12 protein-coding genes are annotated in these 14240 nt (G+C 37.5%); 5 read left to right on the forward strand and 7 right to left on the reverse strand.

Features of this window, described 5'->3' with window-relative positions; translation table 11 throughout:
* Positions 1-41: 41 nt before the first annotated feature.
* Positions 42-3134: an AAA family ATPase gene (locus QBK89_RS03265; protein ID WP_284139575.1), complete on the reverse strand. Its 3093-nt coding sequence runs from the start codon at positions 3132-3134 to the stop codon at positions 42-44.
* Positions 3135-3150: 16 nt separating this feature from the next.
* Entirely contained in the window at positions 3151-4347 is a 1197-nt protein-coding gene (locus QBK89_RS03270; protein WP_284139576.1) for an exonuclease SbcCD subunit D, read from the reverse strand.
* Positions 4348-4572: 225 nt separating this feature from the next.
* Between QBK89_RS03270 and QBK89_RS03275 the strand changes: the two genes are divergently transcribed.
* The 3 genes from QBK89_RS03275 to QBK89_RS03285 all read left to right on the forward strand — a co-directional run bounded on the left by QBK89_RS03275 (position 4573) and on the right by QBK89_RS03285 (position 6306).
* Positions 4573-5361 carry an ABC transporter substrate-binding protein gene (locus tag QBK89_RS03275; RefSeq protein ID WP_284139577.1) on the forward strand — a complete coding sequence of 263 codons (789 nt, stop codon included), beginning with the start codon at positions 4573-4575 and terminating at the stop codon, positions 5359-5361.
* 201 nt (positions 5362-5562) lie between these two features.
* Entirely contained in the window at positions 5563-5718 is a 156-nt protein-coding gene (locus QBK89_RS03280; RefSeq protein WP_284139578.1) for a hypothetical protein, read from the forward strand.
* 15 nt (positions 5719-5733) lie between these two features.
* Positions 5734-6306, forward strand: coding sequence for a sigma-70 family RNA polymerase sigma factor (locus QBK89_RS03285; protein ID WP_284139579.1), 573 nt, complete (start codon positions 5734-5736; stop codon positions 6304-6306).
* Between the two features lie 264 nt (positions 6307-6570).
* Here QBK89_RS03285 and QBK89_RS03290 read toward each other — a convergent pair whose 3' ends face one another.
* The gene (locus QBK89_RS03290; RefSeq protein ID WP_284139580.1) at positions 6571-7800 is read right to left on the reverse strand and encodes a dicarboxylate/amino acid:cation symporter; all 1230 of its coding nucleotides are present in this window, start codon (positions 7798-7800) and stop codon (positions 6571-6573) included.
* A 413-nt stretch (positions 7801-8213) separates the two neighbouring features.
* Here QBK89_RS03290 and QBK89_RS03295 point away from each other — a divergent pair, with 413 nt between their 5' ends.
* Complete coding sequence (locus QBK89_RS03295) at positions 8214-9872, forward strand: CoA-disulfide reductase (RefSeq protein WP_284139581.1); 1659 nt, start codon at positions 8214-8216, stop codon at positions 9870-9872.
* A gap of 54 nt (positions 9873-9926) precedes the next feature.
* On the opposite strand, the gene QBK89_RS03300 is transcribed toward QBK89_RS03295, so the two are convergent.
* The 4 genes from QBK89_RS03300 to QBK89_RS03315 form a co-directional block, all read right to left on the reverse strand.
* Positions 9927-10325: a VOC family protein gene (locus tag QBK89_RS03300; RefSeq protein WP_284139582.1), complete on the reverse strand. Its 399-nt coding sequence runs from the start codon at positions 10323-10325 to the stop codon at positions 9927-9929.
* A gap of 2 nt (positions 10326-10327) precedes the next feature.
* Entirely contained in the window at positions 10328-10762 is a 435-nt protein-coding gene (fosB, locus tag QBK89_RS03305; protein WP_284139583.1) for a metallothiol transferase FosB, read from the reverse strand.
* Positions 10763-11057: 295 nt separating this feature from the next.
* Positions 11058-11528, reverse strand: a complete 471-nt coding sequence (locus QBK89_RS03310) for a tetratricopeptide repeat protein (RefSeq protein ID WP_284139584.1) — start codon at positions 11526-11528, stop codon at positions 11058-11060.
* 2 nt (positions 11529-11530) lie between these two features.
* Positions 11531-12424 (reverse strand): TetR/AcrR family transcriptional regulator, encoded by an 894-nt coding sequence (locus tag QBK89_RS03315; RefSeq protein WP_284139585.1) that lies wholly within the window; start codon positions 12422-12424, stop codon positions 11531-11533.
* A 166-nt stretch (positions 12425-12590) separates the two neighbouring features.
* On the opposite strand from QBK89_RS03315, the gene QBK89_RS03320 reads away from it, so the two are divergent.
* Entirely contained in the window at positions 12591-14138 is a 1548-nt protein-coding gene (locus QBK89_RS03320) for a DHA2 family efflux MFS transporter permease subunit (protein ID WP_284139586.1), read from the forward strand.
* The last annotated feature ends 102 nt before the right edge of the window (positions 14139-14240 follow it).

A 14240-nucleotide genomic window follows, 5' to 3' on the forward strand; every position in this document is an offset into this window, starting at 1 on the left:
AGATCTGTGCTACGAGTAATGCCTGCACAGATCTTTCTTTACTATTTAACAAGAAAACGCGTTTCGCTTGCACCTTCTTTTAATTTTTTCACCTCTAACACAGCTGGGAAGATGGTTTTTAACTCTTGTACGTGAGAAATAACCCCAATCATACGTCCCGACTGCTGCAAATCAACTAATGTATCGATTGCTTTATTTAACGATTCCTCATCCAATGTACCAAAGCCTTCATCAATAAACATCGTTTCAATAGAAATACTTCCTTGAAAGCTTTGAATAACATCAGCCATCCCTAATGCTAAACAAAGAGAGGCATTAAATTTCTCACCACCAGATAATGTCTTCACATCTCTTGTTTGGCCAGTATATCCATCATAAACATCTAACGCGAGACCACTTTGGCGACCATGGGACTCCTGACGATCACTTCGCGTTAAAGCATATTGTCCATTCGATAAACCCTTTAATCGTTGATTAGCGGCAGAAACAATTTGCTCTAAATATTCAATTTGTAAATACCTTTCAAAGGATACCTTCTGTGAATTTTGTCCTCGAATCATGTCATATAAGTCAATAACAAGGCTCAATTCTTTTTCTTGTTTATTTACCGCTTCATCCGCTTCGCAGATCATTGTTATTAAGCGTTTTGCTTCTTGTAAATGATCTTCACTTTGATTCCATTGATTCAAGGCGGTTTCAAAGGCCTTTTTCAGCTGTTCTACTTGCAGCTCTAACGCAGACAAATCTACACGTTGTTTATCCTTCAGCTCTGCTTGCAGCTCTTGAACTTGTTCCTTCACTGTTGCAAGCTGCTGCTTGTACATCTCAATCTGTTCCTTTAAATGCTGGCGAGTTGCCTCATCCAGCTTTGCCTCAAAATACGCTTCCTCTGATGGAAAGCCGGATTTTTCAATTTCTTGCGTGAATTGAAGAACGACTTGCCGATGCTTTATTTTTGTCTCCTCAAGCTGTTTTTCTGCATTCGAGAGATTCGTTTTTGCTTTCGTTAGCTCATTGTTAGCATAGTTTAATTGCTCCTGAGCTTTTGTCCAAGCTACTTCCAATTGTGCTTGTTTCATTTCTGTTTCACGAATCCGCTCCTGTAAAATAGACAGATTCTGATATTCTTCTGGAATCGGTTTTAAGCGTTCTTCATAAACAGCATACGCTGTCTCATATTTTTTTGTTAACTGGTGATAAAAAGTGAGCTGTTCTTCTTTTGCTGCTTCCAGTTGTTTTAATGCTGCTTGAGCTTTTTCTTGTGTAGACTTTAATTCCACTAGCTGTTGTTTGCCTTTTTCTAGCTCATCCACTTCTTCTTTTAACTTCTTCCCTTTTAAGACAAGCTGTTCTTGAATCCCTTCTGCATCTATAGGCTGAAATGAATGCGCAATTACTTCCTTTTCCTTCTCCATTAAAGCAGTCGCATTAACACTTAGGTTTGCTTGAACAGTTCGATAGGCATTGTCCTTTTCATCCAAGCTTTTCTTAGCTGATTCCATTTCATTCTCGTCAACGAGAGCTGTTTTTTCAGTAGCTAATGCAGGATGATCTAAGCTCCCACAAACAGGACATGGGGTTCCATCATGTAGGTGACTTGCTAAGCGGCTAGCTTGATTATTTAACCAGGCCGACTCTAATTTTTCATAGTCGGTCTTTTGTTTGTAAAAGTCAGCCTCTTTCTCTTTTACATCCTTTTCAAAACCCTTCTGTTTCTTTACAAGCTTTAAATAATCCATTAATACCTTTACTTGCTCGCGCATTTTATGTAGCGCTTCTTGTTTATCTGGTAATTGAGCAATTCCTTGATTAAGCTTTTCAATTTGTTGATGTAATTTTTCGAGTTCCTCTCTTTTTTGCTTAACCTTTTCTTCCGTTTTATCGTAGGTCTCTTTTTTCTCTGTTTCTTCTTTTTTTACTTTTACAAGCTGTTCCTTTTGTGTAGCGATATCCTTAACAATTGGTAAATAATCGTAAAAACGATTAAGCTGCAAGCCCGTTTTTTCTCGTTCTGCTTTTTTTCCTTCTTCCTGCACATAGACTTGCTGTGCATGTTGTAGCGCTTTTTCTGCTGATGCATGGCTCGAAGTTGCCGCTTGTAACTGTTCTTCTCGTCCCTGCTTTTCATGCTTCCACTCATCGATTTGTTTTTCAAAATACTGAAGTCCGTTCGCTTGTTCTGCACTTTTTAACTTCTGTTCAAACGCCTGTATTTCTTTCCCTTGCTCCATTAAGCGTGTTAGCAATTGTTCTTTTTGTTCTAGATTATTAAATTGCTTATTAATAAATTCTGCTTCTGTATAGGCTTTCTGTTTCGCGTCGTGCGCATTGGATGCTGATCGATACTGCTTTTTATCCGTTTCTATCTTGGCCTCATAATAAAGACATTCTGTTTCCAAAGCCTGCACAATTTGATGAACATTCGTATACTCCTCCTGCAGCAAGTGGAACAAAGGTGAATCTGCTCGTTCAGGAAGTACCGCTTGAATATGTTGCACATACGTATCCAACATTTGCTTCGCCTCACGATACTTTTCTTCCATACTACTTTTTCGTTCCTTTAAACGTTCACTAATTCGTTTATAGGGCTCTGTTTTAAACAGCCTACGTAAAATCTCCTCTTTATTTTCGGTTTGCGAGGTTAGAAGCTTCCGAAATTCCCCTTGCGGCAGCATAACAATTTGCTTAAACTGATCCTGGGTTAGCCCCATAAGTGCTTCTACCTTTTTATCGATTTCAGATACGATTTGCCTGTCTACACATGAAATTTCACGTCCATTCTTTAGTTCGAAGAACGCATACTTTTCCCCAGTTTTTGATTTATTTCCTTTTTTCACATGCCCTAATTGACGTAATATTTTATAACGACGACCCTTTAATTCAAATTCCAACTCCACAGCTGTATGTACTTCATCGGAAGCAAAGTCACTTCGAAGCATCATCGTATTTTCCCGATCTTGACCACTTGCCGCACCATAAAGTGCAAAGCAAATCCCATCAAAAATCGTTGTTTTTCCTGCACCCGTATTTCCAGAGATAACAAATAGACTATTTCCTTGTAAATCTCTAAAATCAATTATCTCGGTATTTTTATAAGGTCCAAATGCGGTCATCGTTAATTTTATTGGTCTCACTTCTCTTTTCCTCCTTTCATCCTTTTATCGCGTATGGTTTCTTCTCACCTTGAGAAATTGTTTCATTATTTTCCTTTAATAAATCCTCTAGCACCTCTTTGAAAATTCCTTGTATTTCTTCTGAAGGCTCGATTCCTTTCACTTCTTTGTAAAACGCTTGAAATAACTCCATATCACTCAAACTTGTTCGTTCTATTTTATCCTCACCGGAAGCCGCGCCTTCAATTTCCCTTCTGCTTGCACGTTCTACATGCATGGCATTTGGATATACGGAACGTACTTTTTCCATCGGAGAAAGGACTGGTGCCTCATCGGTTAGTTTAATAAATACATAGTCTTCATTTACAGGATGTTTTAGCAGTTCTTCTATTTCTCCTTCAACCGTACGCATATCCCTTTTTGGCGTTAATAGACGCTTTTCTACCTTTACTTCTCCGTTTGCATCCATTTCAACTACAAGATAGCCCTTTTTATGATGTTCCTCTGAGATAGAATACTTTAGGATAGAGCCTGCATAGCGAATTGTCTCATTTCCTACGTAATGCGCTTGATGTAAATGGCCAAGTGCTGTGTAATGAAAAGGGGTGAAATTCCTTGCATCAACATATTCTGATCCGCCAATAGATAAAGGGCGTTCGGAATCGCTTGTATTTGCTTCCACTTCACCATATGGTGTAACAAATGCATGTCCAACCAAAACGTGACGAGCATTCGGATCCATCCTCTTTTGTATTTGTTCGATTATTTTTTCAGCAGCATCATTGTGGGTTCGAATAGACTCAGCCTCTAATACATTGCGAACGATGCTTGGATCTGTATATGGTACAAGATGGAAATGTACTTCCCCTGCTTCATCACTCAGTTTAATCGGCTCTGGATTTTCGGTTATATGTCCAGCAATATGCAAGCCATTTTTTTTCATTATCTTACTACCGAAATGAACCCGACTAGGACTATCATGGTTCCCTGCTATCGCAAGAACAGGAACTTTTAAGTCCATCACAATTTTATCGAACACATCATTTAATAAATAGACTGCCTCTGTTGGAGGAACCGCCCGATCATAGAGATCGCCAGCAATTATAACAGCATCTGGCTTTTCTTCCTCGATTGCTTGCACAAATTGCTTAAGGATATCGTCTTGATCCTCTGTCATGTATACACCTTGTACTAATTTTCCTAAGTGCCAATCAGCAGTGTGAAAGAATTTCATTATATTCGCCCCTTCCAATAGAATAAATATATAATCGATAACATTATGTTCTAGTAAGCTAATATATCTATTTTACTAGATACACGATTCATAAGGTACTCATTTATTTGCGCCCCACCGAATAAAATTTCACAATATCTTGTCATTGTTGTTCATTCCAATATGACAGTCTTTTTCACATACGCTACACTAAGTATAAGAATACGAGAAGGGAGATATCGTTGCATGGAAAAAACAACTGATCACCTAGGTCGTTCGCTAGCATATCGTTATCCACCGAAACGAATTATTTCGTTATGCCCTGCTATCACAGATACAATGTACTATTTACAGCTAGATGATGAAATCATTGGCAGAACTAGATTTTGCATTCATCCAAAAAGCAAGGTAAAAAAAATCCCACCTGTTGGGGGAACAAAAGATTTAAAAATCGAACGAATTCATGCATTACAACCAGATCTCATTATTGCAGAAAAAGAAGAAAATACAAAAGAGATGGTCGAACAATTAGAGAAAGACTATCCTGTTCACGTATTTGAGGTGACTAATTATGAAAGTGCATTACGCATGATAACAGATCTTGGAGCACTTACGAATCGAGATAATGAAGCAGCAAAGCTCCTGCAACGCATTCAAATACAATTTGACTCCATCCCCCAAATAATGAATAAACGTGTTGCCTACGTTATCTGGAAAAAACCATACATGGTTGTTGGGAAAAACACATATATTCATTCACTTTTAGAAAAAATGGGATTCATTAACCCATTTACTTCGTATGAAGGAAGATATCCTGTCATCACAGAAAAAGATTTTGAACAAGCTGCCCTTGATTATATCTTTCTGTCAACCGAACCATTTCCTTTTCAGGATAAGCATAAAAGTGAATTTGCATCGATGCTTCCTAACACGAAACCAATGATCGTAGCTGGGGAAATGTTTTGGTATGGTGCTAAAATGCTTGAAGCTGCACCTTATTTTCAAAAACACCTTTCCACTATGCAATCATCCTAACCATCGAACGAATACGAGCACATATGGCTTTTTACACATCACTTGAATCAGTGGGACATACTTTTCCCCACTGATTCAAAAATAAGCAGATAAGGACTACAAAAAAATGTATACCTTGTTGGACATCCTATAAATATAGCTTGGAGAGCTATTAGCACGACACTTTTTTAAAATTTACGAAAAAGAGGGGTTTTTTTATGCTTGAAACAGAACATACGTTCGTATATAATGAAAACAACTTACGCAAATAGGGCGGAATTACGCTTTGGACAACTTGCACATCACTCGATGAAAACAGTTGCGATTTTCAGTGACCCGACAGCAGTGTATTTTACGATTATTATTTTAAAGGAATAATTAGGAGGGATTTCGTTGCGTACAAACCAAGAAAAATTTACTTTTGAAGAAGTTTTCAAGCAAAACAAAAATAGAATTCACTATCACATTAACCGCTTGAACATTCACGACCCTCATGAAGAGTATTTCCAAGAAGGACTGTTTGCACTTTGGAACGCCTATGAAAAGTACGAACCTGATAAAGGACCACTTGCTACTTATTTTAATTACACCATTCGCAATCGGCTCATCGATCAAATTCGCAAGGAAAGTAGACGAATGGAAAAAGAGTCCATCGTTTGTGAGGAAAATCGGAAGCAGTATGATAATGGAAATCGTCATCGCCGAACAGAAGTCTCTTATCCAATGATTGAAAATAACGGTATCACCGTAAACAATCCAGAACTTTGGGATCGATTAAAAGAGCAGTTAACCGATAATCAATGGAAATGGGTTTCTCTTTTTATAATCGAAAACATGTCTATCAAAGAAATTGCTGCGAAAGAAGGAAAGACAGAGGAGGCTGTGAAAAGCTGGGGAAAACAAGTACGAAAAAAATTACGAAATGACGACTTTCGAAAAAAAATAAAGCTTGATGTAACTGATTAAGCCTTTTCTAGTCGACAAAACAAGAGCATTTTTATTAAAAATCTGAACAATTCCCTAGCAGTTTGAAAATGGGTTCGCTTTCCCCGGGAGCGGCCTCAACTAACTCGGAAAAGAAAGTCTGCTTTTCCGAGTGGTTTTTCGACGTACAGAACGTAGCGGTTTTAGTCTGCGTTCCCCTGTTGCTGTTCCCGAGGGAGTCCCCCCAATTCAAGTGTTCAATAATTTCATTTAATTAAACAGATTGTTTTGTTCCAGTGCTTTCTCTTACATACTTGCATTATTTACGGGAGCAACTGTCTTCTTTTTTCGTTTTCGTTCCGACGCATCAACAATAACACTTGCTGAAGCATCACCAATGACATTAACAGATGTACGCATCATATCAAGTATCCGATCAATACCAGCTACAAGTGCTAGCCCTTCTAATGGCAAGTTGATTGCCGCCATTACCATTGTCAGCATAATCATACCTGCTCCTGGAACGCCTGCTGTCCCGATTGAAGCTAACGTACCAATTAAAGCGACGGTTACGAGCTGGGAAAATGTTAAATCGACTCCAAAATACTGGGCAATAAACACAACTGCTAACCCTTGATAAATAGCAGTTCCATCCATATTAATAGTTGCGCCTAATGGTAACACAAAGCTACTCGTTTCCTTTGATACCTTTAGGTTTTCTTCTGCACATTTCATCGTTACAGGTAACGTTCCAGAACTACTACTCGTGCTAAATGCAACAACAGCTGCTGGGAAAATCCCTTTTAAAAAGGTAATAGGGTTCATTTTCCCTAACGTTTTCACTGCAATAGAATATAAGACGGTTACGTGGATAATACTTGCTACAAACATTGCTATGATTAACTTGATTAAAGGAAGCAATACCGCTGCACCATACGCTCCGACAATTGGTGCAAGCAATCCAAATATCCCAATAGGAACGACCATCATGACAATGCTCGTTATTTTATACATAACCTCGGCTAGCCCATCAAAAAAACGTTGAACAGGTTTCGCCTTTTCACCAGCAATTGTAATTCCGACTCCTAAAAAGATAGCAAAGAAAATAATTTGCAGCACATTACCAGTAGCAAGCGCTTCAAATGGATTGGTCGGAATGATATTTAGAATCGTTTGTACGACACCTTCTGTTTCGTTTACACTCACTTCCTCTTGACCGGTAAGCTCGATATCCGTTCCAATTCCAGGTGAGAAAACATAACCAGCAAGGAGTCCAAGAGAAATGGCAACGAGACTCGTTAATAGATAAAACGAAATTGTCTTTCCTCCCAAACGGCCAAGTTTTTTCACATCATTCGTACTCGTTACGCCTACAATAATTGTTGATAGAATTAAAGGAACAATAATGAATTTAATTAATCGTAAAAACAAATCACCAAGTGGCTTTACTACTTCTATTTTTTCACCGAATAATAAACCAGCAATAATAGCTAATATAAACGCTCCAATTATTTGCCACATTAAGCCTTTTTTCATCGTAATCCCCTTTCCTATTTATTATGTAAAGATCCATTTATAAACAAACTGTTATAAAATAGTTTATTTTAAACTCATCATAATATCAATATAATTTCGATTTATGGTAATATTCACCAATTTTACTTCACCGATTAAGTGAAACTTTTAACATGTGGTTTTTCTTTTATTCCTTATTGCTTAATTGTGAATAGAATCGCACATTTAACGTTCACCCAACTAACCGCTTCATTATCGCCTCACATGCTAGATTTAGCGGGCTTAATGCCAGTTAAGTGCAAAATAAAAAACATAAAAATATCATACCATACGTAGTTTTTGTTCAACTGTGAGCAAAATCACAGTAATATTTTTCCCTTTCCTTTATAATACCCTCATAGGTATATTTTATTTTATGAATTGGGGGAGTAATAATGTCTAAAAAAATTGTTATTGTAGGTGGAGTTGCTGGTGGTGCAACAGCTGCAGCTCGTTTAAGAAGATTAGATGAAACGTCACACATTGTTTTGTTTGAACGTGGGGAGCATATTTCTTTCGCGAATTGCGGATTACCTTATTACATTGGTGAAGTGATTCAAGATCGAAATAAGCTTATGGTACAGACAGTTGAAGGGATGAGCAAACGTTATAATTTAGATATTCGTAATTTAACAGAAGTAACGCAAATCAACCGTGAAACGAAAACAGTGAGCGCTAAAAACGTAGTTACACAGGAAACATATGAAGAAACCTATGACGTACTCATTCTTTCTCCTGGAGCACAACCAATCGCACCGCCAATTCCAGGATTAAAGGAAGCAACAAACATTTTTACATTGCGTAATATCCCGGACACAGATCAGATTAAAGATTATGTAGATCATCAACATCCAAAGCATGCTGTTGTAGTCGGTGGTGGATTTATCGGTCTAGAAATGGCAGAAAACCTCGTAGAACGTGGTATTCAAGTAACCGTTATTGAGATGGCAAATCAAGTCATGGCACCACTTGACATTGAAATGGCAGCAATCGTTCATAATCAACTCAAGGAGCATGGGGTTGAGCTGATTTTAGAAGATGGTGTCAAATCCTTTGAAAATAATGGGGCAAAGGTGATCCTTTCAAGTGGTAAGGAAATTGATACAGAACTCATTATTCTATCCATTGGAGTGAAACCAGAGAATAAGCTTGCAATGGATGCAGGGCTAAACATTGGTGAACGTGGTGGCATTCAAGTAAATGACCATCTACAAACGAATGATCCTGTTATTTATGCACTTGGTGATGCGATAGAAGTAAAGGATTTTGTTTCTGATCATCCAGCAATGATACCACTTGCAGGACCAGCAAATCGCCAAGCACGTATTGTTGCAAATAATATTTACAATCGAAACGAAGTGTATCAAGGTACATTAGGAACATCGGTCGCTAAAATATTTGATCTAACCGTTGCAACAACAGGAAACAACGAAAAGGTATTAAAACGAAACAAAACAGCCTATGAAGCACTTCACATTCATCCTGTTTCCCATGCGGGTTATTATCCTGGTGCCTCTCCAATTGCTTTAAAAGTGATCTTCGATAAAGAAACTGGAAAAATATTTGGCGCACAAGCTGTAGGTAAAGACGGCGTTGAAAAAAGAATCGATGTCATCGCAACAGCAATAAAAGGAAATATATCTGTATTTGATTTAACAGATATCGAGCTTTCCTATGCTCCACCATTTTCATCGGCTAAGGATCCAGTAAATATGGCAGGATATGTCGCATCGAACATGAAAGAAGATGGAATCCAAACAGTCCAATGGCATGAAATTGATGAAATAGTGAACAATGGAGGTATCCTTGTTGACGTACGTGAAGAAAAAGAGGTCGCAAAAGATGGAATGATTCCAGGCTCCATCAACATTCCGCTAAATGATGTTCGTGATCGAATGCATGAACTACCGAAGGATAAAACAATTCATGTTACATGTCGCTCTGGCCAACGTGGATATTTAGCAACGCGGATATTACTTGCTAATGGCTTTGATGTGAAAAATTTAGATGGTGCTTGGTTAACGTATGCTGCAATGTTTGGCAATCAAGCATAACACCCTTAAACCTAAACAGCTTTAATTGTTGTTTGGGTTTTTCTTTGAGTCTACTTACTTATTTTCCATTCCAATATATTCATTGATCTCAATTAAGTTTCCCTCAGGATCTCTAAAATGAGCAACACGGATTCCCCAATCTGAACGATTCATCGGCGCTGTCACAAAGTCTACTTTTTCCTGCCAGCTGGAGTAAAATTGATCAACATTTTCAACACGAAAAATTAACATTACTTGTTCCTGCTTTTTGGAACTTTCAATTGGTACCTCCCCTATTGCTTGAAGCATTTGTTTGCGTTCAAATATCGCTAATTTGAAATGATTATTCACGAGAAAATCTCCATATAAAGAATTCTCATCTCCCCACCCTACAGTAAATCCTAAAACATCACGATAAAATAAGAAACATGCTTTATAATCATCAACTAAAAGACGGATATGGGTCATGTTCATGCTTATTTCTCCTCTCCTTCAAAAAATTCCATATGCTTTTTTGCATCCTTATAATAATCTAAGCGTTCCTTTAATGTACCTGTATGAAATTCAAATTTATGGCCATCTGGATCGGTAAAGTAAATGGATTGCTTATCCCTTTGCTCACGCTTACGACCTGGTAAAATCGGAACTTGTAGACGCTGAAGTCGTTGATAAATTCCATCGTAATCAGCTTCATTAATTGAAAATGCTATATGAGTGTATGATTCATTTATCTCATTTCGAGGAATATCTTTTTCTTCATTTAAAGCAATCCATAAATTATTCAAGTCCAAATATGCCGTTGTTTTACCTTTCACTAGTAGCTTTGCATGAAAAACATTTTCGTAAAATGAAATCGATTGATCTAGATTTGATACAGAAAACAACAAATGATTAATTCCTTTTATATCCATGTTTTGCTCCTCCTAATCTCTACTTACTTCGACAAAAATGACCTGTTCCCTTTTTTATTCCGATAAGAAAGCATACAAAGAACGAAGCAATGTTTGCTTCGTTCTACACAACATTAATTATTATCATACTTTGGTCTGCTTTTTCTATTTGTTCTACTACTTAAGAATCTTTTAATAAATGGTAGCAAGATAGGTCCGTATTTAATAAGTAGTTTAATAAATCGCTTCACCAAATCCCCTCCAGCATTAGCAAGCTAAAATAGCTTTCTTCCCATCCCCAAAGCTACTTTATAACTTACCATGTTTTGTCCAATTGTTTTGCGTAAAAAGAAATAGCATTTTCATATTTCTTAATCCATTCTATCGAGGAACACTGTGCTACTAAATGTAATAAGATTTCCATCCCTTGCTTTGCTTTATTTTGATTATATAATACCATGGCATAAAAAACATTCAAAGCTTCATTGGTTGGATATCGCTGTAAACCGGCCTTCAGTAAACGTTCTGCCTCTTCATATTGACCGATACTTCGGTAACTGCTTCCTAACTGACAATACGCCGCAATCAGTCGCTCCTCATCTATTCCTTCTTCAATTACTTGTTCATAATAAGGGATTGCTTTTCTCTCAGCACCTTGCGCATCAAAAGTAACAGCAATATAATAATTTTTTTCAGCACCCTCTAAATTATTACCATTATTAAAGAGTATATTTCTCGCTTCATCATACTGCTTATTTCGGATTAGCTGTTCTACTTTATCCTTCAAAGTTACTTCTCCTCTCTTAATTCACAAAGCAGCTGCCAGGTAACTTGTGTAATTTTTCGGATATCGTGTTCATGTTTAGAGTCTTTTACAGCATCGGCAAGCGATACTAAAACACTTTCTACAAGATGAACTCTTGGCTGTTCGGTTGAAATCTCTTCTCGTAAAAATCGCACAAGCTCGATCTGTTTTTTTGAACTTCCGTTCGCAACAAGTTGGTCCTCTAAATCCTCTAAATCTGAAAGAATAACATGATTCAACTCTGAAACTGAACGCTCATTTAATGCAGTTGCAAGCCAATTAACAGGAAAAAATACTTCCTTAGAGGCTAATTGATCATTTATCATCGGCTTTAACCGATTTAAGGCAAACTGAACCACTTTTTCTGAGGCAATTTCCTTCTTTGTTCCGAGTCTCCATAATTGCATAAGATGATGAATCATTCCAAGTAGTAAAGCACCATGGTCAAGCGCATATTTGTTCGTCTCTGGTGTAAAAACCTCTGCGATTCTACCAGAGATCCACTCGATCTCTTCAATGTGCATTTTTTTAATAAAATTTAGAAGTACTTTATCATCTGAAAAAGATGCTGCTTCAAAAAGAGCAATTAAGTTATGATCACGGTTCATGTTCATCCGAATAGCAAGCTGCTCCACAAGCAATTTTTCCTCTCGTTTATCTCGACCATATTCAAGCTCGCGACGCTTTTGATCTCCTTGTTGTTTCACATAATCCAAGATCGCCATAAGACATTCATTTTTAGATGCAAAATAGTTATAAAATGTTCCTTTGGATATATCTGCTTCCTTTAAAATATCCTGAATAGAAGTTAAAGCAAATCCTTTTTCAACAAATAACTTCAATGCCGCTTCAATAATTTGCATTTTCTTGGAGTTCACTAATTTTGCCACCTTTCTAGGTGTTTTATACTATCATTCTACTTTCAAAACATTACCAAATCAACATTTATTAATATTTTAAATCATTAATATTGATTTTATTGAACTATCGGTATAAAATACTATGAGTAAATAACAACTTATATTAAAGGAAGTGATTCATGCAATGACCGACATGCAAGTGAACCATAAAAATCCGCCGTATGGCATTATTATAGTTCTATTCATCGGAGCATTTGTTGCAATCTTGAATGAAACATTGTTAAACGTAGCACTGCCATCTATTATGAATGAGTTTGACGTGAAAGCAACGTCAGTTCAATGGCTTTCTACAGGCTACATGCTTATCAATGGTATCCTCATTCCAGCAAGTGCTTTTTTTATTCAACGTTTTTCTAACCGTTCCTTATTTATTACAGCAATGGGATTGTTTACAGCGGGAACGATCGTAGCTAGTTTATCCCCTACATTTAACATACTGTTGATCGCACGAATGATTCAAGCATCTGGATCTGCAGTAATGATGCCTTTATTGATGAATGTTATGCTCGTCTCTTTTCCAATTGAAAAAAGAGGAGCGGCAATGGGGACATTTGGTTTAGTTATATTTGTTGCACCAGCGCTTGGACCAACACTATCTGGCTGGATTGTAGAACATTATAGCTGGAGAGCTTTATTTGACATCATCATCCCATTTGCAGTATTAACCTTGCTGTATGCTATTTTCAAATTAAAAAACCTTACACCACAGCGCGATATTAAGTTAGATGTTTTATCTATCATTTTATCAAGTATTGGTTTTGGTGGCTTATTGTACGGTTTTAGTTCTGCTGGAGATAAGGGGTGGGACAGTCCTTTCGTATATGGAACCATTCTCATTGGTGCAATATCATTATTGTCGATGATTCTTCGACAGCTTCGAATGCATGACCCGATGCTCGAATTTCGGATCTTCAAATATCCAATGTATGCTCTTGCATCAACTATTTCAATTGTGCTATCCATCGCACTGTTTTCCGGGATGATTCTTGTTCCTATTTATTTGCAAACCATCCGCGGATTTTCACCGATGGATGCTGGTCTTTTAATGCTACCAGGAGCAGTTATCATGGGAATCATGTCACCAGTTACTGGACGTCTATTTGACAAGTATGGTCCAAAGACATTAGCATTGCTTGGTTTATCCATAACCGTTATTACAACCTTTTATTTTAGTAAGCTAGATATGGAAATCGCGTATAGTCAGCTTGTTCTATTATTTACGCTTCGCAGCTTCGGCATGTCGATGGTAATGATGCCCATTATGACGAATGGACTTAACCAACTGCCGCAAAAGTATTATCCGCATGGTACAGCGATGAATAATACGCTGCAACAGATTTCTGGTGCAATTGGTTCTGCATTATTAATTACGGTAATGAATAGTCGTACAGAGTCCAAAGCAGCAGATCTCGCAACACAAGCAATGGCAAAAATGGATGAAGGTACAACGATTTCTGCCCAAGCAGCTGCGGAAATGGAACAACAAATTTTACATGAAGCAATGTTAAACGGCATCAATTTCTCGTTCTTTATTTCAACCATTATTGTCGCCTTAGCATTGTTTTTAACCTTTTTCATCCGTCGGGTAACATCTCCTGGAGCGGATTTTACGAAAAAAGCAGATCCTAAAGACAAGCTACCAATTGATCCTGTTGAAGCTCCGGCCCATTAAGAACCAAAGAGTAATCGCCATATGTACTCACCTTTGAGGGATTGGTACTAGAGCTGAGCAGAAACTCCTTACCAACAGGATCAACTATAAAAAAGCTCATTG

The organism is Virgibacillus sp. LDC-1, from assembly GCF_030137545.1.
Classification (GTDB): domain Bacteria; phylum Bacillota; class Bacilli; order Bacillales; family Amphibacillaceae; genus LDC-1.

Coding starts and splice junctions, on each gene's coding strand:
- QBK89_RS03270 (WP_284139576.1), bottom strand. CDS start 4,347: ATGAAATTCTTTCACACTGCTGATTGGCACTTAGGAAAATTAGTACAA.
- QBK89_RS03275 (WP_284139577.1), top strand. CDS start 4,573: ATGGAAAAAACAACTGATCACCTAGGTCGTTCGCTAGCATATCGTTAT.
- QBK89_RS03290 (WP_284139580.1), bottom strand. CDS start 7,800: ATGAAAAAAGGCTTAATGTGGCAAATAATTGGAGCGTTTATATTAGCT.
- QBK89_RS03295 (WP_284139581.1), top strand. CDS start 8,214: ATGTCTAAAAAAATTGTTATTGTAGGTGGAGTTGCTGGTGGTGCAACA.
- QBK89_RS03300 (WP_284139582.1), bottom strand. CDS start 10,325: ATGAACATGACCCATATCCGTCTTTTAGTTGATGATTATAAAGCATGT.
- fosB (WP_284139583.1), bottom strand. CDS start 10,762: ATGGATATAAAAGGAATTAATCATTTGTTGTTTTCTGTATCAAATCTA.
- QBK89_RS03320 (WP_284139586.1), top strand. CDS start 12,591: ATGACCGACATGCAAGTGAACCATAAAAATCCGCCGTATGGCATTATT.